This window comes from Pseudanabaena sp. PCC 9330, from assembly GCF_055795045.1.
Window position 1 is genome coordinate 15,274 of the sequence record NZ_JAYFES010000089.1, and the last position, 24,474, is coordinate 39,747.

A 24,474-nucleotide genomic window follows, 5' to 3' on the forward strand; every position below is an offset into this window, starting at 1 on the left:
GCTTTTGCTCACCTCGTGTGCCCGCCTGTAGATCGCCCTTACCCCTAAGCGATAGCCCATAGTAGCGCATAAACTGGAGGCCAAGGACAGCATTTTCTGTGCCCAGCTGTCACCTCCAGGCAGCGGTCGTTTTTTGTCTTAGCCTCACCGTTTTGGCCCTGGCGATCGGTCATCGGTTTCCCCTCTGGCCCTGCCACCACTGGCGACAGGCTACCACTATCGTCTCCTGGCTGTGGTGCACTGCCGGGTAGTCAAGGGAAGGGCGATCGAGAATGTAGAGAGATACGCCCAGACGCTGGGCGATCGCCCGTTTGACATCTTCACCGCCGGGGGCTCCAGAGGCCTTGGTAATCACGCTACCAATACGCCACTGCCGCCAAAGTGCGGCTTCCAGCTCTGCGCCGATGGGTGGCCGCAGCGCAATCAGGCGATCGGGGGTAAACCCTGCGGCCAAAGCCGCCTCTAGGGCTACGGTTGAGGGCAAAATTCGGGCAAACAGGGTGGCCTGCGACTGCCAGGGGGCAAACTGGTGCAGCCACCGATAGCCCAGGGTGAGCAACACTCGCTGACCCGTCAGACAGTCTGCCGTTAGCACCTGGTCTAAGTCGTTGACCCTACGGATGCAGGGGCTCTCACTATCCTGGGGTTCCCTTGGTGCTACAGCCGGTCGCTCGTAGCGCCAGTAGGGCAGACCCAGGGCTTGGGCTGCGGCGATCGCCCCCCTCGATATCTCCACCGCAAAGGGATGGGACGCATCTAGCACCGCCCCAACTCGCTCGGCCCGGATAAAATTGGCCAGCGTTGCCGCCTCTAGCCCACCCACCTGCACCCTGAGGTGAGGGGTTTCGTCATAGGCTTGCCTTGCTGTTGCTGTCGTCACGGTCACCAGACAGGGTATGCCCACCGCTACCAGCCCGTGGGCCAGGGTCACGGCCTCCCCGGTACCGCCAATCAGCCAAAGCACTGTCCCATCCTGCTCCATTTCACTCCCCAGGCAGACGCTGCCCCCTACATGGTTTCGTAGGCTAGTTGACGTATACAAATCCAGCTCAGATAAGACCAGCTTCAGAATCTACAGTCTTCCATAGCTGGTGCTTCACGTTTGCGGTTGGATGAGGTTTAGGGAGAAATTGCACCATGTTTGTTAAAGATAGCCAAAGTCAAACTCTAATTAAGGTGAGTGACCCCAGCGACCTATTCAACCCAGTGCAGCCCACCGTATTAGGACGACAGCAGGCTGGCGAAGAAGAGCAGCCCGCTGAGCACTATCCCAAAGCTCAGCTGATCTTTCCTTCGGGAGAGCCCTTGCCCCAGTGCTGGGTTGACCCTAACTACCAGCAGTAGAGCTAGCCCAGCAGACAGCGGAGAGGTTAACTAAGGCCATTTCTCGAAAAGAACGCCCCTGCATTAGGCAAACAACCGTTTGCCCCTACGGTAGAACGACTCGTTGGCAGGATATTTACTTTAGTGGAAATCTCCTTAGGCATTGGCCCATCGGCAGGCGCTTTAACTACCCTCTACGCTATAGACCCAAGACTCTGGTACGCTTTGCGGAGTCCTGCTGTTGGGTAGAGCCACCCTGCTATGAAACAACTGCTGCTGATCCCCATTGTGGCGTTCGCAAAGCTGCTGACTTTGGTCTTGCAGATGTCTGGCAGAGGCTCGGGTACGGCTCTGCCGGGCTACTTAGTGGGCCGTTACTTTCCCTTTGTGCTGGGGTCGCTGGTCAGCCAGATTCCTACCGTGGTGGCCATTACCGGCACCAACGGCAAAACCACCAGCCAAACGATGCTCAGCGCTGTGCTCGATCAGGTGCCTCAGGCTAAGGTACTGCGCAACAAGGCTGGGGCTAATCTCAGCCAGGGCATTTTGTCAGAACTGCTGAAGCAGAGCAACCCCTTCGGACGGCTCAACTTCACCCACGCCGTTTTAGAAGTAGAAGAAGCGACTCTGCCCCGCATCGCGACATTGCTCAAACCCGACATCATCGCCGTTACCAACCTCTATCGCGATCAGCTAGACGCCTACGGCGAGATCGATCGCACCGAAAAGCTGATTCGCGACGGCATTGCCCAGTGCCCCACTGCTGCGGTAGTGGTTAACGGTGACGATCCTCGCACCTCTCGCCTGACCCAGGGCTTGGGCAACGCCACCTATTACCTATCTCTAGCCCCTGAGTACGCCAAATTTCTACCCTACGAGGGCAAGGTCAATAGCCGCTTGCCCGATAGTCAGGGGCTAGAGGCGACCCATATTCGCATCAACCCAGACTTGACCACCGATTTTGCGGTGCAGGGGCTCATCAATCGCCAAGCGGTCAATCTGCCCCAGGCCAAGACGGTGTCGCCAGGGTTTTTTCATGTGTATAACGGGCTGACGGCGATCGCGATCGCCCTTTTGCTCGGTATCGATGGGCCGACTGCGATCGCGGGTCTGCAAACCTTCAAACCCGCCTTTGGCCGAGGCGAAATTCTCACCCGGCACCAGGGCGACAAGCTAGTCAACTACCGCCTACTGCTGGTGAAAAACCCTGCCAGCTTTAGCCTCAGCCTAGAGCTGCTGCGCAATATTCCCCGCCTCAAGCTCATTCTCGCCATCAACGACAACACTGCCGATAGCAAAGACGTCTCCTGGCTGTGGGATAGCGAGCTGGAGCGGCTCAACCAGGCCGATATCGACTGGATTGTCTGCACCGGCATTCGCGCTAAAGACATGGCCGTGCGGCTCAAGTACGCCCTTGACGTGCCCCCAAGCCCAATTCCAACCGTAGAATCAATCCGTCAAGCGATTGACTTATCGTTTGCAAACGCTAATCCTGGCGACACCGTCTTTGTGCTACCCACCTACACCGCCATGCTCGAATTTCGCAAGCTCATGGGCAAAACCCTAGATTTAGTCTAAGGTCCCCCCCCAGGAGCCATAGACAAGGGTGGGCAGTGCCCACCTTACTTATAGAGCCATCCCCATCCTCACCCCCATGCCCTACGCCATCACCATTACTCACCTTTACCCCGACCACCTCAACCTCTACGGTGACACCGGCAATCTGATTGTGCTGCGCCGTCGCTGCCAGTGGATGGGAATCGACTGCACCGTGAAAGTGTTGACCATGGGCGAAGTGGCCCAGGCGGGTCAGACCGATCTCTACTTTATGGGCGGCGGCCAAGACACTGACCAGGTAGCCGTGGTTGAAGATTTTCACCAGCTCAAATACGACGCCATTCGCGCTGACACCGAGGCCGGGGTACCTTTCTTAGGGGTGTGTGGTGGCTACCAGCTGATGGGCAACACCTTTCTCATGGGCAATGGCGAAGAGACGCGCGGTTTGGGCATTATCAACGTCGACACCCGGGCACCGGGCACCGACGTCAAACAGCGGTGCATCGGCAACTTGATCGTAGAAGTTGCCCCCGCCACCTACGCCGACATGCAGACCCTATACGCCACCCCCCGCGACCTGCCCCGCACTCTGGTGGGGTTTGAAAATCATTCGGGCCAAACCTACCTGGGTGACGGCGTTGCCCCCCTGGCCAAAACTATGGTGGGCTTTGGTAACAACGCCAGTGCCGAGTACGAAGGGGCGCGCTACAAAAATGTCTTTGGCAGCTACATGCATGGGTCGCTACTGCCCAAAAATCCTCACTTTGCCGACTACCTGATCGGCCTGGCCCTGCGTCGCCAGCATCCCCAAGCCACTCTGCCCGTTTTGACCGACACCGAAGAGCTAGCGGCCCACAGCTACGTGGTGCAGCGCTACGGTGGCTAGCCCCATTGAGATTTAACCCGTCGAGATTTAATCTGTGAAGTCTTAAAAGCAGGGGATTGTTCCCAATGGTCAAGGCAAGTGCCAAGGTCTGGGTAGGTAGGCCAGAGATGAAAAGTCCTTGGCTGGCGGTCAATCTGTCGGCGGTGCTGCCGGGGCTGGGGCAGATGTACGATGGCGCGATCGCCCGTGGTCTGGTAATCGCGATCGCCTTCTGGGGCCTCATCTTCTTCGTCCTCTGGTCGATCTTTGCCCCTAACGGCAACACCCTGCGGGGGCTGCTCACCTTGATCCCTTTGATCACTCTATATCTGTTGAGCCTGTGGGATAGCCACCATGCCGCCAAACGGGGGGTCACCCTCGACGAGTTCAGCCCCCTGCGGTATCAATCTCAAGATCCCTGGTATCCGGTGTTTCTCTCCCAGGTGCTGCCGGGTTTGGGGCATCTGTTTTTACAAAAAGCCGCTGTTGGGGGGGTGCTGTTGCTGCTGGGGGTTACGGCGGCTTACTTGGTCAACTTCAACCCCGCTCTGCTGCCCATTCCCCCCTTGATCTGGGCGATCGCCTGCGGATTGGCCTACCGGGCTGCCCCAGCTCGTCGTCGCCAGTGGGGGGCTTTAGCCGCGCTGCTGGCGCTGGTCATTCTCACGCGCTTCGCTGTGAGTGCGATCCCGTTTGTGGTGCCCCAAAAGGTGGTGCAGTGTATTGTGCCCAGTGAGTCGATGCTGCCGACCCTAGAGGTGGGCGATCGCATGTTTGTCCGCCGCCAGCCTCCCACCTATGCGCCGACCACCGGCGAGGTCATCGTCTTCTCAAACCCCGAGCGTACGCCCCTAGAGCAGGCGGGCGACCCGATTAACCTCATGGTCAAACGAGTTGTCGCCCTTCCCGGCCAGCGGGTCGAAGTCCGCGACGGCCAAGTGTGGATTGACAACCGCCCCCTCAGCGAGTCCTTTCTCAAAGAGCCTATGCTTTACCGATGGGGGCCAGCAATCGTGCCTCCCGATCATCTCTTTGTGCTCGGCGACAATCGCAATCAAAGTCGTGACTCCCACGTTTGGGGTTTTTTACCGAGACCCCACATATTGGGCAATGCCTACAAAATCTACTGGCCCCCCCACCGGGTACAGCCATTAGTGATCCAGAGGTAGCTGCCCCGTGGGCGCATCCCACTTTTGCAGAGTCGGCCCCGCTCTCTCGATCAAACAATTGGATAGTTAACTATTTATCATCCATGACCCTGGCTCCGGCAGACTCCCACACCAAGCTCTCGACCCTCGAGCGGTTTTTGCGCTACTTTGGCCCCTATCGCCAAGAGCTGCCGCTGGCCCTGTCTATGGTGGCGATCGGGGCAACCACCCAGGCGATCGGGCCGCTGCTGATCGGCTGGGCGATCGACAATCTCATTTTGACCGGCAACCTGCGGGGGTTGGTCGGGATACTGCTGACCCTAGTCATCATTTATTTTGTTGGCGTCTGGGCGATTCGAGAGCAGATCTCGCGCATGGGCAGCATTGTGCAGAAGCTGCTGGGGCAGCTGCGTCAAGATATTTTTGACAAGGTGCAGAGCCTGCCGGTGAGCTTTTTTGACCGCAGTGAGGCAGGCGATCTGATGAGCCGCCTGCTCAACGATGTCAACACGGTAAACCAGGCCTTTGGTCTGACCATTCCCCAGGTGCTGGGGCAGACCTTCAGCCTGGTGGGCATTATCATTGCCATGCTCTCGATCAACCTCCAGCTGGGGCTGCTGAGCAATCTAGTAGTGCCGCTGATGATCTTTACCACCGGGTTTTTCTCCCGCTGGGCCAGGGGGCGGTTTCGGGTGACGCGGCAGACCATTGGCGACCTGTCGGCCAAGCTAGAAGAAGACATCGGCAGCGTCAAAGAGGCCCAGGCCTTTAACCGCACCCAGATCAACATCGAAGAATTTGACAGCCTCAACGCGGCTAACCGCAAAGCCAACGTGCAGGCGGTGGCGGTGACGGCGGCCTTTTTGCCCTCCATCGACTTTCTCAATACCCTGGCCACTGCCGGGGTGATGGCCTACGGCGGATATTTGGCGGTAACCGGGGTGATGACCGTGGGCACGGTGACGGCCTTTGTGCTCTATGTGCAGCAGTTCTTTCGGCCCATTCAGATTCTCAGTCAGTTTTATACCCAGGCGCAGTCGGCGCTGGCGGGGTTAGACCGCATTTTTTTGCTGCTCGATGAGCCGGCGACCCTGCAAGACGCGCCCAATGCCACGGAGATGCCGCCCATCGAGGGAGAGGTGCGCTTTGAGGCGGTCGAGTTTGGCTATAGCCCCCAGCAGCGGGTGCTCAAGGGGGTCAATCTGTCGGCTCAGCCGGGGCAGATGATCGCCCTGGTGGGGCCGACGGGGGCGGGCAAAAGCACCATCATCAACCTGATCATGCGGTTTTATGACGTGTCGGCGGGGGCGGTCACCATCGATGGCCTTGACGTGCGCCGGGTGACCCAGGCCAGCCTGCGTCGCCAGATTGGTATTGTGCTGCAAGACAATTTGCTCTTTAGCGGCACCGTGGCTGAGAATATTGCCTTTGGTGCCCCCGCCGCCAACCAGGCCGACATCGAGGCGGCGGCCCAGGCAGCTAATGTGCACGACCTGATTACCTCGCTGCCCCAGGGCTATAGCACTCGTCTGGGCGAGCGGGGTGCCCCCCTGAGTCAGGGGCAGCGACAGCTGGTGAGCATTGCCCGAGCGGTGTTGATCGACCCGCGCATTTTGCTGCTCGACGAAGCCACCAGCAGCATTGATACGCGCACTGAGGGGCTAGTGCAAGATGCGATCGCCCGTCTGCTGCGCGATCGCACCAGCTTTGTCATCGCCCATCGCCTCAGCACTGTCACCCAGGCTGACCAGGTGCTGGTCATTCAGCAGGGAGAAATTGTCGAGCAGGGCACCCACAGCGAGCTTATGGCCCGAGCGGGCATCTACGCCAACCTCTACAGTCTGCAATTGGGCAACGACTGAATGGGGCTAAGCGAGAGTGGCTGAGTTCTCACTCGCCTCAGTACGAAGAATTATTTCGGTATCACGTGTCACACCACTCCCCCAGGGCACCTTGAAAAGGAACCCATCGCAGCGGCGCGATCGCGCTCCTATGACGCCATGAATAATGCTCTACTCAACTCCATTCGCGAGGCCGACGGTCGCTACCTGACCGACGCGGAACTGCGCCCCTTCAACGACATGATGGACGCCTTTCAAACCCGGATGAGCCTCTACAACCATGTCAGAGATCATGGCAAGGATCTGGTGCTCAATACCCTGCGGCGGCTCATGCAGACGCCCCATCGCCAGGTGGTGCAAGAGCACGGTCAGCAGTGCCAGCGCGATATGACCTACACCCTCGAATACATCTCTAAGGGCATCTTGCTCCACGACGAAGATGGGTTTATGGAAGAGTACCTGGTGTGGATGCAGAATATTATTCGCTCCTTTCACCGGCAGTCGGCCTGCGTAGTCGCCTACCGCTTGCTCAAAGAAGAAGTGCGCACCAGCATGTCCGGCGACCAGAGCAACCTGATGGTGCTTTACCTCGACAAGCTGATCGATGCCCTAGACACCGGCATTTAGCCGTTAGATTGTTCTGGCAGATTCCCTGGTCTGGCGGCCTAGGGAATCTGTTCCCGAGGGACTGAAGAGCCAGCCCGCAGGATGCAGTTGCCGGGGTGTTCTTCGGTAACTTTTCGTTGCTGCCGGTAGATATCCCAGGCTGCTGGTTTATACCTAGACTAAACACCCCAAGTCTGGCTCAGGGGCCATGGTTTTCCCCAGGCAAAACTCTGCTGCTGGACTTGAGTAAGGTTTATTCTGTTTTGTATTGGCCTCATCCTTATTCCATCACCTGTTTATGGGAAAGTCACACCTCAGCCCTCGGCAGCGATCCTACGAAGCCGACCTGATCAACCGCCTGTCAGATAACCACCAGGTTAACCAGGCCCAGCAGCGCCTCAGCGGTCTCACCGACAAAGACCGCGACCTGGTCGCTGAGCGCCTCAGTGGCCGCACCCGGGGTCGGCTAAAAAATCAGTATTAGGGTTATACCTGATGGCATGCCCTAGCCGCCCTAGGGAGGGCTCGGGTTGTCTTTATCCCCTACCCCCATGAGGTACAGCAGCGCCATGCGCACGGCAACGCCGCTGGTGACCTGATCGGCGATCAGGCTTAGGCTCAAATCATCCATCACCTCAGAGCTGATCTCCACCCCGCGATTGACTGGGCCAGGGTGCAGCACTTTGACCCCCGGCTGGCAGAGTTGTAGGCGATCGCGGGTAATGCCAAACCCCTGGTGATACTCTCGCAGGCTGGGCAGCAGGTGCTGGGCCATGCGCTCTTTTTGCAGCCTCAGGGTCATGACAAAATCGGCACCTTCCAGCGCTGGCGATAGGGTGCTGTGCTGCACAATAGCGCGGGGAATATCGATCGGCGATTGGGTGACAAAGGCATCGGCAAAGCCAGGGGGCAGCAGGGTGGGGGGAGCGGCCAGATGCACCTCGGCCCCGCAGGCGGTGAGGCACCAGAGGTTGGATCGCGCCACCCGTGAGTGCAGAATGTCGCCCACCAGGGCAATTTTTTTGCCCGCCAGCAATGCTGCGGTCGGTTGATCCGGATCTAGGCTCTGCCCCAGCGTGAATAGATCTAGCAGGGCCTGGGAGGGGTGAGCGTGCAACCCGTCGCCTCCGTTGAGCACGCCAACGCCGGTGTTGAGGCGATCCATCTCGGCGGCGATCGCCCCTGGCACCCCCGCCTCATGGTGACGAATCACCATGAGATTGGTCCCCATAGCCAGGTAGGTCTTGGCGGTGTCTAAAATAGTCTCACCCTTGGTGAGCGAGGAGGTGCCGGGGGCAAAGTTGAGCACATCTGCCGACAGGCGCTTGGCGGCCAGCTCAAAGCTGCTGCGGGTGCGGGTCGACGGTTCAAAAAACATGTTGGTGACCACCAGCCCCTGCAGGGCGGGCACCTTGCGGGTCCGCCGCGACAGCACCTGCCAAAAACTTACCGCTGTCTCCATCACCGTTTCTAACTCCGCCAGCGTAAAATCTGCCAGCGATAGTACATGTCGTCGATTCCAGGGAGCGCTCGCCATGGCCCGTTGCCTTAACCCAGTTGAATACCGTCACCACCATACCTGGCCTGGGGGGCTAGGGGCGATCGCTGTGGTCATTCTCCTGCTGGCGGGGTGTAGCGGCCAGCCAAAAAATCCAGTGTCAGCGCCCACTGCACCCCTACCCGCTGACACCGGCCTAGCTACCCTGCAACCGATGTTGCCATCGGGGGATATTCTTCTAGTCGCCCATCGGCAGATTCAAACCCAGGGACGCCGCCTGGTGGTGCCCACCGATCCGGTCGCTGTCGATCTCTACACCCTTGACCCCACCTGCGAGGCCTACCGGATTGAGCCCATCCAGGTGCCCCGAGCCCAAAGCATGGAAACCACCGTCGATTGGGTGTTGGCCGAGCAGAGCATTCCAGACCTGATCCTCTCGGGCTATCGCACCAGCTTTAACCCCGACAACAAAACCGTCACCATCGATCTGCGGGTGGCTCGCAACTCGCGCCGAGTGCTGCAATCGCTCTCGCTGTGTGAGCAAAAAGCGCTGCTGGGTAGCCTGCGCGAAACCCTGATTCACCAGCCCGACTGGAAAATTGAAGCGGTGATCTTTACCAACCGAGGCAATCCTCTGGTGCTGTAGACTCAGCCGCCATTTCATCAGTGGCTACGCCGTTATCAATGCCGGGCCACCGAATCGAGTGTCACTCCGGTTCTCAGGCTGACGATTGCTCCAGAGGGCGGCTCTAGAATGTGTCACATTGGAGTGAGCAGATTGGAGGGAGCTTGCTCCACTACAATGCTGTTGTCTATATGCTTAAGCCCAACCTAGCGTTGCACGATCGCACCCTCGCCTATGCCTTGGCCTCGAATAATTAGCGGATTGGTGGCCATTGTGGTGGCCCTGGCGATGGTTTTGCTGGGGGGCTGGTACTTTACCCTGGGCTTTGGGCTGATCATCTTTTTAGGCCAGCTCGAAATATTTGCCCTGGTACATGCCAAGGGCATACTGCCCGCCACCAAGACAACCCTGGTGGTGAGTCAGCTATTGTTGATCACTGCCCACCTTTCCCCCAGCTTGTCAGATGCGCTGCTGCCTCTAGGGGGCACGTTCATTTGTTTTTATTTGCTGTTTCAGCCCCAGGTGGCCACCATCGCCGACGTGGCCGCCTCTATTTTGGGGCTCTTTTATGGTGGCTATCTGCCGAGCTTTTGGGTGCGCCTGCGCGACCTGGGAGAGGCAGGGGCGACCCTACCCTTGGGTGGCTACTGGCCTGAGACCTGGCCCCCGGCTCTGGAGACCATCCCCTACGGTCTGGTGGTGACGCTGCTGGCCTTTGCCAGCATCTGGGCTGCTGACATTGGGGCCTACGTTGCTGGCAAGGGCATTGGCCGCACACCGCTATCCAACATTAGCCCCAAGAAAACGGTGGAGGGCGCGGCCTTTGGTATGTTGGGCAGCATGGTAGTAGCCCTGGTGGGTAGCTACTGGCTCCAGTGGCCCTTTTGGCTTCTGACCGGTGCCGCCCTGGGCCTGATAATAGGCACCTCTAGCCTGCTGGGTGACCTCACCGAATCGCTGATGAAACGCGATGCCGGGGTGAAGGACTCTGGTGCCCTCATCCCCGGCCATGGCGGTATCTTAGATCGCACCGACAGCTATGTGTTTACCGGCGCACTGGTGTATTTCTTCGTCACTCTGTTGCTGCCTACGCTGCCAGGGCGTTGAGAAGTCGTGTCTAGCGCCCTCGCATTTCCCAGAAGTTGAGCTCTTGGCGAATGCGATCGCGATCGGCGGGCTGCGCAAACCGTAGCTGATGGCGCAGTTCACCGATGACCTGCTGACGCTGGCCTACTTGCTTGTTCTCCATAGTCCTATTCCTCGCTGTTAAACTGTAGCTATAGTTACAGTTTAACGAGGCTGAGGTTTCCAACTTGGCCCCATTACAAATCTTTGAACGCTTAGCTTGAACGCTTAGCTTGAGCGCTTAGACGGCCCACCCTCAGCCCCGCCCGACGGTGCTAAATCCACCCTGGCAGCAGCCAGCGACTCTGGAGAGCCTCCGGTGAGAGCGGCCTGCCCAAGTAGAGGGGGAGCCAAAAGAGAAAACTGAGGGCGATCGCGCCCAGCCAGAACAGAACCAAGGGACGATGCTGAGGATTCCCTAGCCACTTTGCCATGAGCCAGGCCAGTGCCAGGGTGCTAAACGCCACAATTCCCATGGCGTGGTAGAAAAACGTGCAGCGGTTCACCCACATCCAGGGCAGCCAGTTGGTGAGATAGTTGAGCAAAATAAACGGCACGACTGCGTTGGTTGTAGGGGGGGGAGTCTTGGCCACGACAGTCTGTCGTCCCAGCCAGCCCAGCGCCAGCGCCAGCACCGCCGCCGTCGATAGCCACCACAGCACCGGGTTGCCCATAGCGTGGATGGTGGTGGCTATCGCCTCTTCTCCCTGTCCTATCCGCTCATAAAAGTAGGCCACCGGGCGCAGCATCAGCGGCCAGCTGTGCCAGGGCGAACAGTAGGCGTGGCTAGCGTTTGCGCCAATAGACTGATGGGTCGACCAGAGCTGGCGGTGCACCCCCGCCAGCGAGTCTCCCGTCAGGGCTAGGTGCGGTAGCCAGAGCAGAAGGTAGGTCAGCAGGGGAATCACGCCCAGGTAGGCTACCCATCTGTGCCAGGGGCGTAGGGGCAAGCGGTTGTTTGCCCTTGCGGTCATCTCATACCGCATCGGTAGCGTTTGATTGGGTAGCGTTTGATGTGAATATGGGTCAAAGTCTGTTGAAATCACCGTGAGTTGTCGGGGCAAATCACCATTCGCCCCGACCCGATTGGCGGTTTTAGGAACCGCGATTGCACCTGAATTGTGGCTGAAACCTATTTCCCACAGCACCAGACCTAGCCACAGACCCGCCCAGTTCCACTTGACGTTGATGGCGGCCCCTAGCGCAATGCCTGCCACCCAACGCCAGCGCCCAGGATGGGGAGAATGCCTTGCCCTCACCCAGGCCCACTGGCCCAGCAGCCCCAGGGCGAGGCCGTAGATATTGATCAGGGCCAGGCGAGACTCTACCAGGGTCAGCCCCTCCATGGTCATGAGCAATCCGGCTAGCAGGGCAAAGGTATGTCGCCTAGGGAGCAGAACCTCCCTACCCTCGTTAAAAAAGAAGGGTTGGGGCTGCGTCAGCGCCTCACGCCTTAAAGCAGGTTTAGGGGGATCCGCCACTGCCATTGACCACCGATCGCCCCTGGAACTGTGGTGCATAGCCCCTAGCTCCCAGGCGATCGCCGCCAGCAGCATCGGCACCGTCGCCCCCACCACCGCATTCAGCCAGCGAAATGCGAGGGGGCTGATCGCAGTACCGTTGACGTCTACCGTGAGCCAGCCCAGCCAGGTAGCGGGCCACTGCCCCAGCCAAATTCCTAGCGCAATCAGGTACTTGCCCAAGGGCGGGTGGGCGTCGAAGCTGGGTGTCCCTTTTAGATAGTTCAGCGCAAAAGGGACATAGTAGGTCTCGTCGAAGACGATCGCATGGGGCTGTCCTAGACTAGCGAGGCGCAGGCTGAGGGCGATCGCCCCCAACCCCAGTATCCCAGTCCAGAGGGGAACCCGACGGATCACTGGCCCTGGGCGGCCAGGCGCTGTTTCATGCGATCGCGGAAGGCGGCCACAGCCGTCTCTGTCGGCTGGGTGGTCTGCCAACTGGGCCGCTCTAGCAGGCGGCTGACCCAGGTCGTCAGGGTGGGGTATTGCGTCATCGGCAGACCCATGCCCTCAAACCAGCAGGCGTAGGTGCCTGCCACGATATCCGCTAGGGTGAGCTGGTCGCCGCAGAAAAAGGGGCGATCGCCCAGCTTATCGGCATAGAACTGCAGCGAGACCGTTGCCTTTTCTTTGGCCTTTGCTAGCACATCTTCGGGGTCGTTGCCAAAGCCCATCATCTGCTTGACCAGGGGGCTGATGGCGGGCACCAGCTCATTTACCGTCACCATTTCCACCATGCGCATAGTGGCGATGTCTTCTGGGGTAGTGGGCAGTAGCGACGGGGTGGGGTACTTGGCCTCCAGATAGTCCAAAATGGCAAACGACTCGATCACCGTAAAGCCATCGTCCACCAGCACCGGGATGTGGTGAAAGGGGTTGAGGGCCAAAAACTCGGGGGTAAACTGGTCGCCGCTGAGGGCCATCACCTTTTCTTCAAAGGGCAAATTTTTCTCCAGCAGAGCCACCCAGACCCGACGAGAGTTGATCGACAGCGGAATGTGGTAAAAGGTCAGCATGGGAAGGCTCCAGGGGTAGGGTTGGCAAGAAACCTGGTTTCTTTTTATGGCTATGGTACTGCGGCGAGAGAAGCCCAGTTTCTTTAATATTTACCGTCGCTATTTGGCTCGCTGTCCTCCGGGCATCTCTCCCTAGGTGAGATGTAGCCCACTTCGCCGCTGCCTTAGACTAAATCCTACTTGGCTACCCCCGATTCAGCAGGGCAAACAACCGTTTGCCCCTACGGTTCGGCCTTTTGGGAATCGGGGTGATGTGACTCGGATTTGCCCTGAAAATATGTTCTTATCGTGGGGAGTGCCGCGCCAGCGGCATGGACGATTGGTATTAGATAGACCTCAAATCATCGCCCATGGGGTTATAACCCCGTGGGTGACTGGGCCAACGGATAAGCTCGGCTCTGCGATGCACTTGTGAAACCATGCCCCCTGCCAAAGCCTAAAACTAAACTTGACGCGTTACCAGGGCCTTTAGAACTGATACCCCACGTCACCAAAGTTGGTAATCAACGCCACATTGGCGTGCTCTAGGCTGGTGACCAGCCAGGGTACCTCCTTGCAGGTGCGCCGCTCGTGGACGTTAAACAGCACCGAAAAGCAGCGCTCTAGCCAGGGCTTGGCCGCCGAGCAAAACAGCACCAGCCGCAGCAGCAGCCCCATGGTCAGGGTATGGCCCACGTCGTTGACCAAATAGCGAAAGTTGCGAAAAACTGGGCGATGGGGGCTATCGACCACCAAAAAGTTGAGCAGCCGTCGGCAGGTCTCCACCAAAATAAAGCTGTTGAGAGGCTGGTTGTCAAACTCAGACAGGGTTTCGCGCAGGTACTGGCGCAGGTTGCGGGTAAAGTGATTGCCGCTATATTTGGGCTCTGCCGCCGCGATCGGCTGGATCAAATAGTCGACAAACTCATCTTTGAAGTCGCGGAACGATCGCACAGTCTTGCTGTAAGTGGCAAACCAGCGGGCCTGATCGCGATGGGTGCGGCCATTGGCTTTGCCCGTATAAAAGTTGAGAGCCTCGTGCAGACCAGCCGCATCGAGCAGGGTTGGGTTGGGCACCGGGCTTGCTTTGGTCCCTCCCTGGGCGTGGTAGCGAGCTAGACGAATGCCCAGGTCAGTCTCGGCCCGACGCCGCAGGTCGTTGATATTCTGCTTTTGCTCTTGGCCGCTGTCTTTGGTCAGCAGGCTGTTGTCGTAGAGAAAGGGATAGTGACGAATGCGAAAGCCTAAGGGCTGCTCGTCAAGCGCCCCAGGTTTAGGCGCTTCGGTCTCTCTCTGGGGACTGAGAATCTGCTCTAGCCTGACCAGGGAGGCGTACTGCTCAGTCTGAGGAAACTGTTTGACCAGAGAGTAAACCTGCTGTGCCCCGGGGGTAGATGCCTTGGCTGGTGGTAGGTCATTAAACAGCTGCACCAGCTCAGGAATAGCCCAGTGGTCGCGGGGCTGGGTATACCAAAAATTGATTAGGGTGTAGCAGCAGCGGTTGAGAACGTACTTAAACTGGCGATCGGCTGTGTCTTGCTCAGACAGGGCCTGTAGTGCGTTGGCAATGGAGCTATCTGGGTAGCTGGCGACATCTAAAAACAGCTGACGAAATCGAGCGATCAGCGCCTCGGGAGATTCATGCTTGCGCCAGTACTGCCAGTGCTGGTAGAGCAAATCTTCTAAACCAGCCGGGGGCCGACTAGAGTAGTTTGACCACGAATCTAGGGAATCCCAGGGGCTCATGCTGATGACCTGATTGTAAAGAAGTGACGGCATAGAGGCATATCACCGAGCCCCGAAAAGCCCTAAGTGGTAATGACTAGATCAAAGCCATCTCAGTACCGCCACAGTTTAGTCAATAATACCCAGGTCGGACCCCATTTTCTCGGCTATCTAGGATGCAGTTTTTAAAGTTTTTTTGTTTTTTCTCCAACTGCACTCCCAATTACGCTAGGTAGCCGAGTCTCATTGCAATTGAGCGGGCCTTAGGGTAGCAGAGCATGAATTTGACTGACGACGGTCTGGGCTGAATAGCTCACCCCTGCTGTACCTTCGCCGGGGTGGGTGCAGTCGCCCACCAGCCACAGCCCCTGCACTGGTGTGCGGTTGGCAAAGCCAAAGGGGCCAAAGGTGCTGACCCGCATGCCCAGCCCGCCTACGCTGCCCTGGTCACGGGCGGTGTAGCGGGCAAAGGTGCGCGGCGTAGCAGCCTCCACATGGATCAGATGATCGTCTTGAAGGTCAAAGTAGTTTGACAGCCGCCGTAGAGCCTCGTCGGTGTAGGCCTGCTTCATGGCCTCGTAGTCATCGGTTTGCCACCAGGGGGTAATGTCGGTAAATGAGGAGGCCACAATCGTGGCTCGACCCTCAGGGGCGCGCCCGTCGCCAGGACGGCTGACCGACACAAACAGTGTGTTATTTTCGGCGATCGGGCCGTCGTAGCTATAGAGAAACTGAAGGTGGGGCGGGCAGCCAGCGGGGATAGCCGCTGCCTCTACGCCCAGGTAGACCACAAAGGCACCGCTCCCAGAGGGCAGCGCCTCAACCCGGCGGCGGTAGCCCCTAGGGGCGGCGTCGCCCAGCAGTTGTACCAGGTTCTGCACCGTGACGTTGGCGATGACGTGATCGGCGGGCTCGATCCAGGTGGCCCCGGTCTTTTGGTTGGCTATGGTCACCCCGGTGACCCGGCCTCGTTGGGTGTGGATTTGCTGTGCTCGGTGGCGCAATTGCACCAGGCCACCGTCGCGGAGCAGGGCTTTCTCTAGGCGATCGCTGAGAACCTGCATACTGCCCTTCAGGTGCCACAGCCCCTGGGGCGCTTGAGACATGCTCAGGGCCGTAGCGGCGTAGAGCACAGCCGTTTCGTCGGCCCCCACCTGGGAATAGAGCTTGAGCTGCAAGTCGAGAAAGGTTTTGAGGCGGCGATTCGCCATTGAATCGCTAGGCGAATGGCCCGCCAGTCCTAGCTGTTGCAGCACCTGGCCTACCGTTGTAAAGGTGTAGGGCACCGTTGTCAGGGTATCGGGGCGCAGAGCCTGGGCAAGCTGCCATAGATCCCAGGCATTGCGGGGAGGCAGCACCGGTTGCCGCGCCTGAAACCGCCAGCTCGGCTGAAACAGCCTCTCCATCAGCTGCCAGAAGGGCTCGCTGCCAGGGAACTGGCGCTGGCGCTCGGCCTGCCAGGCCTCTGGGTCGCGCCATACCCGCACCGGGTCACTCTCCCCAGGCAAAAACACTGCACAGGCGGGGTCGCAGGGGCTGGCCTCGGGTAACGGCAGATCAAGCTCAGCAAAAATCTCGTGGTGAATGCCACCGGGCTCTAGACCCGCCACCTGGGTCGCCCCCACGTCAAAAGTAAACCCCCGCCGGTTAAACGTTGAAGCACAGCCCCCGGCCACTCCCGCCTGGTCAAACACCCGCACGGCATAGCCTCGTCGAGCCAGCAGGGCAGCCGCCGTCAGCCCGCCAATACCGGCTCCTATCACTACTACCTGGCGACCCGAGGAGGATGCCACAGCGTCCATGGTTACATTTCGTTACAACATTCTCAGCTTAGCCCAAGTTCAGGGGCCAGCGCGCTGGCCTCAGTCCACGCCTCCCAAAAACTTGGGGCTATTCAGTCGTAGTCTCGGGTGCCCGCCGCAAACTGCAGCACCATGGGCAGGCCGCCATCCTGGTGATATTTGTCGGCCCAAGCTCGCAGCAGGGTGTCAAGTTCTTGCAGGGCTTCCTGGCGGTTTTGGGGAGCGACATCAAACACCTCCACCCCCCGCAATACTCCAGCCTCTTCCCGCACCCAGGCCTGCAACAGACTAAAGTAGCGGGCTACGTCGTCGATCATGGCAAACACCCGCTCCTGCTCACCTTTGGGGGAGTATGACTCGCTGGCTAGGGCATAGAGGGGCATATCTACTAGGGGCGAATCGATCTGCAAAACGGTGCCCGAGTGCAGCAGTCGAAACTTAATGTGAGACATTAGCGCATCGCTGAAGGGCATTCGTTGACTCTGGGGCAGCTCTTCCTGAGACATTTGGTGGAGCAGATCGACGAGTTCGTTAAACTCGACCTGGTCTAAAATTCTCGCTTTAGGAGCAGTGGGAGGGAGGCTTTCTTCAATGGCTTTGCGCTCGCCGGAGGTCAACCCAGGAATCTGCACCCGCGCTCCATGGGCCTCACAGGAAAAGTGCTCTTGCCAGAGAAAAGGTAGGGCGATGAGATAAAACGGTTCCTTAGAGTTGAGTACCTTGAGGCTTTGCCCTTCGGCCAGGGCCACCTGAATTTCTTGCACGATCGCCTTTACCCGTTTAGGCTCAACGTGATACAAAAAACCAGTTTTGCGAATATTATTGCCCTGCTCTACAAAGGTGCTGTAGATGGCCAGCTTAGCGGCGGTGGTCGCCGCATCTAAAAAAGCTCCGTAGCGATGCCCACCCATTTTCATGGTGCTGAGGGCTAGGTTTAGCAAAATCCAGTCTGCGGGGCTGTTGTCTACGGCGCGCAGCAGGTCTTGCTGAAGATTTGGCGGAATTTTAGACGATTGGTTCACAGTTGGAAAACGTATTCAGATTTGGTAAGTTTGGAGGGCGTAAAAACCCAACTCACTCACCGGTAGACAGCACTATAAAGGATCATGTCTAGCCGAGGCCGCAGACTTAATAGCCGTCTATCAATCTAAGGCGGCCCTCTACTAATAATTAAATTACCAGCTTGAGTAAAAACAGGTGCCAGGCCTAAAGTATAGGGTCACTTTTCAAAAACGCTGCACCCCCAACAATTTAATTGTCAGCCGTTTTGAACTTATGGTTGCCAGCAGGGCTGTCAGCGGCGTCAAGCATCTACAGGTAAAGCACCTAACGTAAATGCACAAAGCTGACCTACCCAGGCGAGGGTGTGGTAGACGAGGTTGTCTCTAGGCTCTATCTATTGCCTATCTCCAGCATGCCCAAGTTGGTATCTGAAGTTTTTCTAAAAATACAGTTTTCCCCCCGGACTTGATGGAAGTTGATGTTGCCCAGCCGATGGGGCCACCCAGCTGACCCATCCACGACTGAATGAGTAGGCGGGCAGAACTATCCGGAGGGTGAGTTGTTGCCCTACAGGATGCAGCGGGTTGGTTGGTTAAACCTACCTATGGCAGCAGTAGATTTGACAGCACCTTAAGAACCGGGAGCAGCAGGGGCGGCGGGAGCTTCGGGAGCGGCGGGAGCAGTAGGCTGGGCAGCACCGCAGTAGCCATTGACCTCGTTGATCAGGCTGGCCTCGGTTTGGGAAAGACTTTCAATGGTTGCTACGGCGGCCATGGTCTGCTGCTGAGACTCTTCAATTTTGGCGGGTAGTTCTGCTTCGGCCTCGACCTGTACGACTAGATCCATCGCGTTGCGGGCATCGGTCAGAGCGCCGCTGAACCCCTGCACTACCCCGACATAGTCATCGCGAAATTGGCTCAGGCTTTCGTCGCGCAGGGTGGTAGCTTGCAGATCGCTGGTCAGGTCGTTGAGGTTGGTGACGACCTTATCAACGGCGGTGGTGTACTGGCTAGCGGCCAGTTTGATGTCGTCGAGGTTTTTGACCTGGGCGGCGCTGTCGCTAAAGGTCTGAATTTCGGCCTCAAACTCCTGCATGAAGCCCTGGGTCTGGTTGACTACTTCGGCCAGTTGATTGCACTGGGCTACTTTTGAAGATCCGCAGCCGGCGATCAGTAGCGGCAGCAATAGCCCCGCTGCCCGCGCGACTTGCAGTCGCGGTTTTGCTTTGCCCATCTTCGCTACCTTTGTCATCGCTGCCGCCATACGTATGGTTACGGCTTCAAGTTTTACCCTGTCTTGGGTAGCTTTACAACCAAATTTATGGAGCTTTTGCCGGGCGGCGGGCGGCACCTGGCCGCCAGAGTTTAGATCTAGGAGTGAGCGGCCCGGAGAACACGTTGGTGCGATCGCGGTCAAGACAGGAAAACTGCTGATAGGATCAACTACAGACGCATGGCCAGATGTCTGTATCGGATACCAGCCCTTTGCACTGATTGCTCAGCCTCCCTGGGGTATTCCTCATGGTGAGCGGTAGGCTTCTGCGATATCTTGATTGATCTGGCTATAGCAACCGGCTGGGTTGCTGCGATCTATGTGCTGATGTAAAGGATGCTGTGGCGTTATGCTCACCCCCGACCAATTTTTAGTGGCTACCCAGTGGGCGGCCATTGGTACTGTGGCTTTGGCCGTTCTGACAGCGATCGCCTTTGGGCTCAAGTGGGGCCTGCGGTTTCGGCTGGTGGGTGCAACTGGGTTCGCGGCGGTGCTGACGGTGGGGCTGCTGGGCCTGAGCTTTGAGCCTTTCTCGCGTACGGCGGTGCTTGGGGCTGTCCCCTACGCCACGGTGTACGACTCGGGGGCCAGTCAAATTGTCATTGCGGTGCCTTCGACCATTGCCCCTGACACCCTTGATGCCACCCTGCGCCAGGCGGCTAGCAACCTGTTTAAGCCCTACCGTCTGGGTTTGCCAGGCCAGGCGGCGACCATTCGTGCCCGCACCATTGCCCACGAGGCTGGCGGGGTCTCTCGGCTCCTCTACCTAGGGCAGATTCAGCCCGCCCCCAAAGGGTCTGAATCGGGCTTTGTGGTCACGCTCCATCCTGACCGTTGGCCCGTCTCGCTGCTGTCTGAGAGCTGACCTTCACCAAGGCGAATTTCCCCAGGCTAAATCTCAGGCTCTTTACCCAATCTCCCCTCTTTGCCGCGCCTATGACCCTCTCTTCGTTGCCCACCCTTGCCATTGCCCCGGCCCAGGTTGTCCGGGGAGAAGGAATTTTGACTGACCAGGTGTCGGCGATTGCCCGTTTGGGACAGCGACCGCTGATCGTGGGCGGTAGCAACAGCCTTAGACTGGCGGCCCCCCTGGTGGCGGCCCTCGAGCAGCACAACCTGGTACCTCAGGCCGCTAACTACGGCAGCAACTGTAGCGAGAGCGCCCTGGCTCACCTGCGATCGCAGGCCAATAGCCACCAGGCCGACCTGGTAATCGGCATCGGCGGCGGCAAGGCGCTCGATGCCGCCAAGCTGCTGGCCCACCAGATTCACTGTCCGGTGGTGACGGTGCCCACCACCGGGGCTACCTGCGCGGCCTGGACTGCGCTATCAAACGTCTATTCTGACCAGGGGGCCTTTCGCTACGATGTGGCCCTACCGACTTGCCCGAGCCTGCTCATTCTCGACTATGCCCTAGTGCGCACGGCCCCCCGCCGCACCCTGTTGGCAGGCATCGGCGACGGCCTGGCCAAGTGGTACGAGGCGGCGGTGAGCAGCGGCAGCAGCCAGCAGACCCTGATGGTAGCGGCGGTGCAGCAGGCTCGGGTATTGCGCGACATTCTGCTGCAAAAGACTCCAGCGGCGCTGCGTCAGTGGGGTGGCCCCGAGTGGCAGGAGGTGGTCGATGCCACGGTGCTGCTGGCCGGGGTAGTGGGTGGCATCGGCGGGGCTCAGTGCCGCACGGTGGCGGCCCACGCGGTACACAACGGTCTTACGCAACTGCCCACCAGCCACGGCATTCTCCATGGAGAGAAGGTGGCCTACGGTATTTTGGTGCAGCTGCGGCTCGAAGAGATGGGAGGCAATGCCGCCCTGGCCCGTGCTGCCCGTCAGCAGCTGCTGCCCTTTTACAAAGCCGCTGGGCTGCCCCAGACCCTAGACGACCTGGGTCTAGGAGACATCACGCTGGCCCAGCTGCATGAGGCGGCCAGCTTTGCCTGTCGCCCAGGATCTGATATTCACCATCTGCCCTTTACCGTCACCCCAGAGGCGTTGATGGCTGCGATGGTGTCGCCTCTGTGCCCGGAGCTGCGGCCCAAGGCTCCTGCCCCTGTTCGTTCGTCTTCTAGCGTTGCCCTGGAGGTGCAGCCATGACCCTTGACTGGATGCCCCCCGCTAAGCGCCTCAGCGCCCTGCCTCCCTACGTCTTTGCCCGCCTCGACGAGCTCAAGGCCCGCGCCCGTGAGCAGGGTCTAGATCTGATCGACCTGGGTATGGGCAACCCCGACGGCCCGACGCCAGCCCCGGTGGTAGAGGCCGCCCGGGCCGCCATTGGCGATGTGTCGACCCATGGATACCCCCCCTTTGAGGGCACGGCGAGCTTTCGCACCGCCATTACCGACTGGTATGGGCGTCGCTACGGGGTGGCCCTTGACCCCACCGCCGAGGCTCTGCCCCTGCTGGGCAGCAAGGAAGGTATTACCCACCTGGCGATGGCCTTTATCAACCCTGGTGACCTGGTGCTGGTGCCGACCCCAGCCTACCCAGCCCATTTTCGTGGCCCAGCTATAGCCGGGGCCGAGGTCTACAACCTGCACCTGACCCGAGCCAACAACTGGCTGATCGACTTCGATGCCATCCCCCCTGAGGTGGCCCAGCGGGCCAAGGCGCTGTTTTTTAACTACCCCAACAACCCCACCGCCGCCACCGCCCCGCGCGAGTTTTTTGAAGCCGCAGTGGCCTTTGCCCATCGGTACCAAATTTTGCTGGTGCACGATCTCTGCTACGCCGAGCTGGCCTTTGACGGCTACCAGCCCACCAGCCTGCTAGAGATTCCTGGCGGCAAGGAGGTCGGTGTAGAATTTCACACCCTGTCGAAGACCTACAACATGGCTGGCTGGCGGGTGGGCTTTGTGGTGGGCAATTCCCACATTATTCAAGGGCTGCGGACGCTGAAGACCAACCTCGACTACGGCATCTTTGCCGCCCTCCAGCGGGCGGCGGAGACGGCCCTGTCGCTGCCTGACCACTACCTGGAGGAGGTGCAGCAGCGCTACTCTAGCCGCCGCGACTTTTTGATTGACGAGTTTGCCGACCTGGGCTGGACGGTCGACAAGCCCCAGGCGACCATGTATCTGTGGGTGCCCTGCCCGCCCGATATGCCCTCCTCCACTGACTTTGCCCTCTCGGTCTTGCAGGAGACTGGGGTGGTGGTTACCCCCGGCAATGCCTTTGGCCCCGGCGGTGAAGGCTACATTCGGGTGAGCTTGATTGCCGATCGCGATCGCCTAGCCGTCGCTATGGATCGCATTCGACAGGCGGGCTTTCGGTTTGCCCCCGAGGCAGCGGCGGTCTAGACCCACACTGCGTAAGCCCACGCTGTATAGTGATACCAATCTCCATCCCTGCGATCGCCATGTTTAACCTCGGCTGGACTGAAGTTGTGCTTGTCATTGGGGTAGCCGTCTTGATCTTCGGCCCCAAAAAAATCCCTGAGCTGGGCAGTGCCCTGGGTAAGACCCTGCGCGGCTTTAAAGAAGAAATGAAGGCGGCCCCTGAGGAAACCGCCCTCGACCCCTACGAAGATGCCGAAGACGCTGACGTGATTCGGTAGACTGGTCGTCGTCATTCTCCACAGAGCCCCCCAGGCGCGCATCTAGAGTCACCCCAGACCAGCACCCAGAGACACCCCATGCGGCAATTTTTGAAGTACACCCTGGCCAGTCTAACCGGGTCGATTTTGTTTTGCTTGCTGCTGGGCTTTTTGCTCACCCTGGGGGCGGTGGGGCTGGCAGGAGTGCTGATTGCGGGCCTGGGTAAAGAGAGCGACACCACCACCGTTGAAAAAGATTCGGTGCTGGTCTACAACTTGGCGACACTGATTCCTGACTCGCCAGGGACGGTTGACCCCACCACCCTGCTGCTGGGGGGCAGCGCCTCGGCGGAGCTACCCCTGCGCCAGGCGGTGCTGGCCATCGAAGCCGCCGCCACCGACGATCGCATTGCGGCGCTCTACCTCAAGGGCACCGGGGCTGGGCTGGGGGCGGGGCTGTCTAACCAGCGCGACTTGCAGCAGGCGCTGGAGACCTTTCGCGCCAGCGACAAGCCGATTGTGGCCTATAACGTTTCCTGGAGTGAGCGGGAGTATGTGCTGGCGGCTCTGGCCGACACGGTCTATCTCCACCCCTTTGGAGAGATTGAGATGAATGGTCTCTACAGCGAGACCATGTACCAGGCCGAGGCTCTAGAGAAACTCGGCGTGGGCGTGCAGGTCACCCGAGTGGGCAAGTACAAGTCGGCGGTGGAGCCGCTGATCCGCAGCGGTATGAGCCCTGAGGAGCGAGAGCAGACCCAGCAGCTGCTAGGGGATGTGTGGCAAACCCTGCTGGTGGACATGGCTGAGCCTCGGGCGCTTCAGCCCCGAGAGTTGCAGACGATCGCCAACACCCAGGGTTTTTTGTTTGGCGCTGAGGGAGAGACCGCCGGGCTGGCCGATGCGATCGCCTACGAAGACGAGGTGATCGTCGCCCTGCGAGAGATTACCGGTGAGGGTGCACCGGATGCCGGTGACAGCGACAGCGACTTTCGCCAGATTGGCTTGGCCCGCTACGCCGCCGCCGTCGATGACCCGCTCACCAGCCGCAAATCGAGCCGCGAAGTGGCTCTGGTCTACGCCGAAGGCCCCATCGTTGACGGCGGCGGTGACGACTTTGGCAGCGCGGTGATCGCGGGCAACGCCCTGGCCCGCCAGCTCCGCCAGCTGCGTCAAGACGACGAGGTCAAGGCGGTGGTGCTGCGGGTCAACAGCCCCGGCGGCAGCGCCACTGCCTCGGAGGTCATGCTGCGAGAAATGCAGCTGTTGCGCCAGGCGGGCAAGCCGGTGGTGGTCTCCATGGGCGACGTGGCGGCCTCCGGTGGCTATTGGATCGCGGCCCAGGCCGACGCCATTGTGGCCCAGCCCACCACCATTACCGGCTCCATCGGCGTGTTTGGCATTTTTCTCAACCTGGAAGATCTAGGCACCAAGGTGGGGGTCAACTGGGAAGGGGTCAAAACCGCCCAACTGGCCGACATATTTTCCTCCACTCGGCCTCGAACCGAGGCCGAGCTGGCGGTGATTCAGCGATCGGTGGACAATATCTATGGTGCCTTTCTCGATCGCGTTGTAGAGGGCCGTGATCTGTCTCCCCAAGAGGTGGCCGAGCTAGCCCAGGGGCGGGTGTGGTCGGGCAAGTCGGCCCAGCGCCTGGGCCTGGTGGATGAGCTGGGAGGGCTGAATACCGCGATCGCCAAGGCCGCCGACCTGGCCGAGCTGGGCGACGACTGGCGGCTGCAAGAATACCCTGAACCCGGCGAGTGGCAGAAGTTTTTGCGTACTTTTCTCGGCTCTGAAACGGCGATCGCCCCCCATGCAGACCCTCTCACCAGCCAGGTAGTCACCTTTTTTGATCAGAGCCAGATTCTGCGCACCCTCAACGACCCCCGAGGTATCTATTCGTTGATGCCCTTTGAGTTTGTCATCAAGTGAGCATCAGCTCATCCGCGACCCCAGGTATGGCCGAGGGCACGGTGGAGGTTCATGGGAGCAACCGCTTGAACTCTAGGGGCCAGGCGATCGCTTTGGCTTTATC

General features: G+C 59.3%; 23 protein-coding genes. 14 read left to right on the forward strand and 9 right to left on the reverse strand.

Features of this window, described 5'->3' with window-relative positions; genetic code table 11:
• Positions 1-169: 169 nt before the first annotated feature.
• Positions 170-982 (reverse strand): cobalt-precorrin-6A reductase, encoded by an 813-nt coding sequence (locus AC0QKW_RS08690; RefSeq protein WP_473150667.1) that lies wholly within the window; start codon positions 980-982, stop codon positions 170-172.
• Positions 983-1,137: 155 nt separating this feature from the next.
• Between AC0QKW_RS08690 and AC0QKW_RS08695 the strand changes: the two genes are divergently transcribed.
• The 7 genes from AC0QKW_RS08695 to AC0QKW_RS08725 all read left to right on the forward strand — a co-directional run bounded on the left by AC0QKW_RS08695 (position 1,138) and on the right by AC0QKW_RS08725 (position 7,824).
• Positions 1,138-1,344, forward strand: a complete 207-nt coding sequence (locus AC0QKW_RS08695; protein ID WP_473150668.1) for an acetyltransferase — start codon at positions 1,138-1,140, stop codon at positions 1,342-1,344.
• Between the two features lie 240 nt (positions 1,345-1,584).
• Entirely contained in the window at positions 1,585-2,901 is a 1,317-nt protein-coding gene (locus AC0QKW_RS08700) for a MurT ligase domain-containing protein (RefSeq protein WP_473150669.1), read from the forward strand.
• 76 nt (positions 2,902-2,977) lie between these two features.
• A complete protein-coding gene (locus tag AC0QKW_RS08705) occupies positions 2,978-3,766 on the forward strand; it encodes a type 1 glutamine amidotransferase (protein WP_473150670.1) in 789 nt (262 codons plus the stop codon).
• Between the two features lie 107 nt (positions 3,767-3,873).
• Positions 3,874-4,914, forward strand: a complete 1,041-nt coding sequence (gene lepB / locus AC0QKW_RS08710; RefSeq protein WP_473150671.1) for a signal peptidase I — start codon at positions 3,874-3,876, stop codon at positions 4,912-4,914.
• A gap of 83 nt (positions 4,915-4,997) precedes the next feature.
• Positions 4,998-6,755 carry an ABC transporter ATP-binding protein gene (locus AC0QKW_RS08715; RefSeq protein WP_473150672.1) on the forward strand — a complete coding sequence of 586 codons (1,758 nt, stop codon included), beginning with the start codon at positions 4,998-5,000 and terminating at the stop codon, positions 6,753-6,755.
• 138 nt (positions 6,756-6,893) lie between these two features.
• Entirely contained in the window at positions 6,894-7,361 is a 468-nt protein-coding gene (locus tag AC0QKW_RS08720) for a hypothetical protein (RefSeq protein WP_473150673.1), read from the forward strand.
• A 277-nt stretch (positions 7,362-7,638) separates the two neighbouring features.
• Entirely contained in the window at positions 7,639-7,824 is a 186-nt protein-coding gene (locus AC0QKW_RS08725; RefSeq protein ID WP_473150674.1) for a hypothetical protein, read from the forward strand.
• A gap of 30 nt (positions 7,825-7,854) precedes the next feature.
• Here the strand turns inward: AC0QKW_RS08725 and AC0QKW_RS08730 are convergent, their stop codons facing one another.
• On the reverse strand, positions 7,855-8,877 hold the full coding sequence (locus AC0QKW_RS08730) for an aspartate carbamoyltransferase catalytic subunit (RefSeq protein ID WP_473150675.1): 1,023 nt from the start codon (positions 8,875-8,877) through the stop codon (positions 7,855-7,857).
• On the opposite strand from AC0QKW_RS08730, the gene AC0QKW_RS08735 reads away from it, so the two are divergent.
• A complete protein-coding gene (locus tag AC0QKW_RS08735) occupies positions 8,876-9,484 on the forward strand; it encodes a hypothetical protein (protein WP_473150676.1) in 609 nt (202 codons plus the stop codon). The two genes, AC0QKW_RS08730 and AC0QKW_RS08735, sit on opposite strands and share 2 nt — an antisense overlap.
• 213 nt (positions 9,485-9,697) lie before the next feature.
• A complete protein-coding gene (locus AC0QKW_RS08740) occupies positions 9,698-10,570 on the forward strand; it encodes a phosphatidate cytidylyltransferase (RefSeq protein WP_473150677.1) in 873 nt (290 codons plus the stop codon).
• Between the two features lie 10 nt (positions 10,571-10,580).
• Here AC0QKW_RS08740 and AC0QKW_RS08745 read toward each other — a convergent pair whose 3' ends face one another.
• The 7 genes from AC0QKW_RS08745 to AC0QKW_RS08775 form a co-directional block, all read right to left on the reverse strand.
• Positions 10,581-10,712, reverse strand: a complete 132-nt coding sequence (locus AC0QKW_RS08745; protein ID WP_473150678.1) for a hypothetical protein — start codon at positions 10,710-10,712, stop codon at positions 10,581-10,583.
• 151 nt (positions 10,713-10,863) lie between these two features.
• Complete coding sequence (locus tag AC0QKW_RS08750) at positions 10,864-12,465, reverse strand: phospholipid carrier-dependent glycosyltransferase (protein WP_473150679.1); 1,602 nt, start codon at positions 12,463-12,465, stop codon at positions 10,864-10,866.
• Positions 12,462-13,124 (reverse strand): glutathione S-transferase family protein, encoded by a 663-nt coding sequence (locus AC0QKW_RS08755; RefSeq protein WP_473150680.1) that lies wholly within the window; start codon positions 13,122-13,124, stop codon positions 12,462-12,464. Before AC0QKW_RS08755 ends, AC0QKW_RS08750 begins: the two co-directional genes overlap by 4 nt.
• A 468-nt stretch (positions 13,125-13,592) precedes the next feature.
• Positions 13,593-14,849 carry a hypothetical protein gene (locus AC0QKW_RS08760; RefSeq protein ID WP_473150681.1) on the reverse strand — a complete coding sequence of 419 codons (1,257 nt, stop codon included), beginning with the start codon at positions 14,847-14,849 and terminating at the stop codon, positions 13,593-13,595.
• A gap of 242 nt (positions 14,850-15,091) precedes the next feature.
• Positions 15,092-16,630 (reverse strand): C-3',4' desaturase CrtD, encoded by a 1,539-nt coding sequence (crtD, locus tag AC0QKW_RS08765; protein WP_473150682.1) that lies wholly within the window; start codon positions 16,628-16,630, stop codon positions 15,092-15,094.
• Between the two features lie 92 nt (positions 16,631-16,722).
• Positions 16,723-17,652 (reverse strand): heterocyst differentiation control protein, encoded by a 930-nt coding sequence (hetR, locus tag AC0QKW_RS08770; RefSeq protein ID WP_473150683.1) that lies wholly within the window; start codon positions 17,650-17,652, stop codon positions 16,723-16,725.
• Positions 17,653-18,262: 610 nt separating this feature from the next.
• A complete protein-coding gene (locus AC0QKW_RS08775; RefSeq protein ID WP_473150684.1) occupies positions 18,263-18,865 on the reverse strand; it encodes a hypothetical protein in 603 nt (200 codons plus the stop codon).
• 388 nt (positions 18,866-19,253) lie between these two features.
• Here AC0QKW_RS08775 and AC0QKW_RS08780 point away from each other — a divergent pair, with 388 nt between their 5' ends.
• From AC0QKW_RS08780 to sppA, 5 genes are all read left to right on the forward strand, one after another.
• Positions 19,254-19,769 carry a DUF2518 family protein gene (locus AC0QKW_RS08780; protein ID WP_473150685.1) on the forward strand — a complete coding sequence of 172 codons (516 nt, stop codon included), beginning with the start codon at positions 19,254-19,256 and terminating at the stop codon, positions 19,767-19,769.
• A gap of 71 nt (positions 19,770-19,840) precedes the next feature.
• The gene (locus AC0QKW_RS08785; RefSeq protein ID WP_473150686.1) at positions 19,841-20,998 is read left to right on the forward strand and encodes an iron-containing alcohol dehydrogenase; all 1,158 of its coding nucleotides are present in this window, start codon (positions 19,841-19,843) and stop codon (positions 20,996-20,998) included.
• Positions 20,995-22,200 (forward strand): aspartate aminotransferase, encoded by a 1,206-nt coding sequence (locus AC0QKW_RS08790; RefSeq protein WP_473150687.1) that lies wholly within the window; start codon positions 20,995-20,997, stop codon positions 22,198-22,200. Before AC0QKW_RS08785 ends, AC0QKW_RS08790 begins: the two co-directional genes overlap by 4 nt.
• A 59-nt stretch (positions 22,201-22,259) precedes the next feature.
• Complete coding sequence (locus AC0QKW_RS08795; RefSeq protein WP_473150688.1) at positions 22,260-22,457, forward strand: Sec-independent protein translocase subunit TatA/TatB; 198 nt, start codon at positions 22,260-22,262, stop codon at positions 22,455-22,457.
• Positions 22,458-22,535: 78 nt separating this feature from the next.
• Positions 22,536-24,371 (forward strand): signal peptide peptidase SppA, encoded by a 1,836-nt coding sequence (gene sppA, locus AC0QKW_RS08800; protein ID WP_473150689.1) that lies wholly within the window; start codon positions 22,536-22,538, stop codon positions 24,369-24,371.
• Positions 24,372-24,474: the final 103 nt, after the last annotated feature.

Bases quoted from the DNA above. Each gene is read 5' to 3' on its own strand.
- AC0QKW_RS08690 (WP_473150667.1), bottom strand. From the start codon at position 982: ATGGAGCAGGATGGGACAGTGCTTTGGCTGATTGGCGGTACCGGGGAG.
- AC0QKW_RS08695 (WP_473150668.1), top strand. From the start codon at position 1,138: ATGTTTGTTAAAGATAGCCAAAGTCAAACTCTAATTAAGGTGAGTGAC.
- AC0QKW_RS08700 (WP_473150669.1), top strand. From the start codon at position 1,585: ATGAAACAACTGCTGCTGATCCCCATTGTGGCGTTCGCAAAGCTGCTG.
- AC0QKW_RS08705 (WP_473150670.1), top strand. From the start codon at position 2,978: ATGCCCTACGCCATCACCATTACTCACCTTTACCCCGACCACCTCAAC.
- lepB (WP_473150671.1), top strand. From the start codon at position 3,874: ATGAAAAGTCCTTGGCTGGCGGTCAATCTGTCGGCGGTGCTGCCGGGG.
- AC0QKW_RS08715 (WP_473150672.1), top strand. From the start codon at position 4,998: ATGACCCTGGCTCCGGCAGACTCCCACACCAAGCTCTCGACCCTCGAG.
- AC0QKW_RS08720 (WP_473150673.1), top strand. From the start codon at position 6,894: ATGAATAATGCTCTACTCAACTCCATTCGCGAGGCCGACGGTCGCTAC.
- AC0QKW_RS08725 (WP_473150674.1), top strand. From the start codon at position 7,639: ATGGGAAAGTCACACCTCAGCCCTCGGCAGCGATCCTACGAAGCCGAC.
- AC0QKW_RS08735 (WP_473150676.1), top strand. From the start codon at position 8,876: ATGGCCCGTTGCCTTAACCCAGTTGAATACCGTCACCACCATACCTGG.
- AC0QKW_RS08730 (WP_473150675.1), bottom strand. From the start codon at position 8,877: ATGGCGAGCGCTCCCTGGAATCGACGACATGTACTATCGCTGGCAGAT.
- AC0QKW_RS08740 (WP_473150677.1), top strand. From the start codon at position 9,698: ATGCCTTGGCCTCGAATAATTAGCGGATTGGTGGCCATTGTGGTGGCC.
- AC0QKW_RS08745 (WP_473150678.1), bottom strand. From the start codon at position 10,712: ATGGAGAACAAGCAAGTAGGCCAGCGTCAGCAGGTCATCGGTGAACTG.
- AC0QKW_RS08755 (WP_473150680.1), bottom strand. From the start codon at position 13,124: ATGCTGACCTTTTACCACATTCCGCTGTCGATCAACTCTCGTCGGGTC.
- AC0QKW_RS08760 (WP_473150681.1), bottom strand. From the start codon at position 14,849: ATGAGCCCCTGGGATTCCCTAGATTCGTGGTCAAACTACTCTAGTCGG.
- crtD (WP_473150682.1), bottom strand. From the start codon at position 16,630: ATGGACGCTGTGGCATCCTCCTCGGGTCGCCAGGTAGTAGTGATAGGA.
- AC0QKW_RS08775 (WP_473150684.1), bottom strand. From the start codon at position 18,865: ATGGGCAAAGCAAAACCGCGACTGCAAGTCGCGCGGGCAGCGGGGCTA.
- AC0QKW_RS08780 (WP_473150685.1), top strand. From the start codon at position 19,254: ATGCTCACCCCCGACCAATTTTTAGTGGCTACCCAGTGGGCGGCCATT.
- AC0QKW_RS08785 (WP_473150686.1), top strand. From the start codon at position 19,841: ATGACCCTCTCTTCGTTGCCCACCCTTGCCATTGCCCCGGCCCAGGTT.
- AC0QKW_RS08790 (WP_473150687.1), top strand. From the start codon at position 20,995: ATGACCCTTGACTGGATGCCCCCCGCTAAGCGCCTCAGCGCCCTGCCT.
- AC0QKW_RS08795 (WP_473150688.1), top strand. From the start codon at position 22,260: ATGTTTAACCTCGGCTGGACTGAAGTTGTGCTTGTCATTGGGGTAGCC.
- sppA (WP_473150689.1), top strand. From the start codon at position 22,536: ATGCGGCAATTTTTGAAGTACACCCTGGCCAGTCTAACCGGGTCGATT.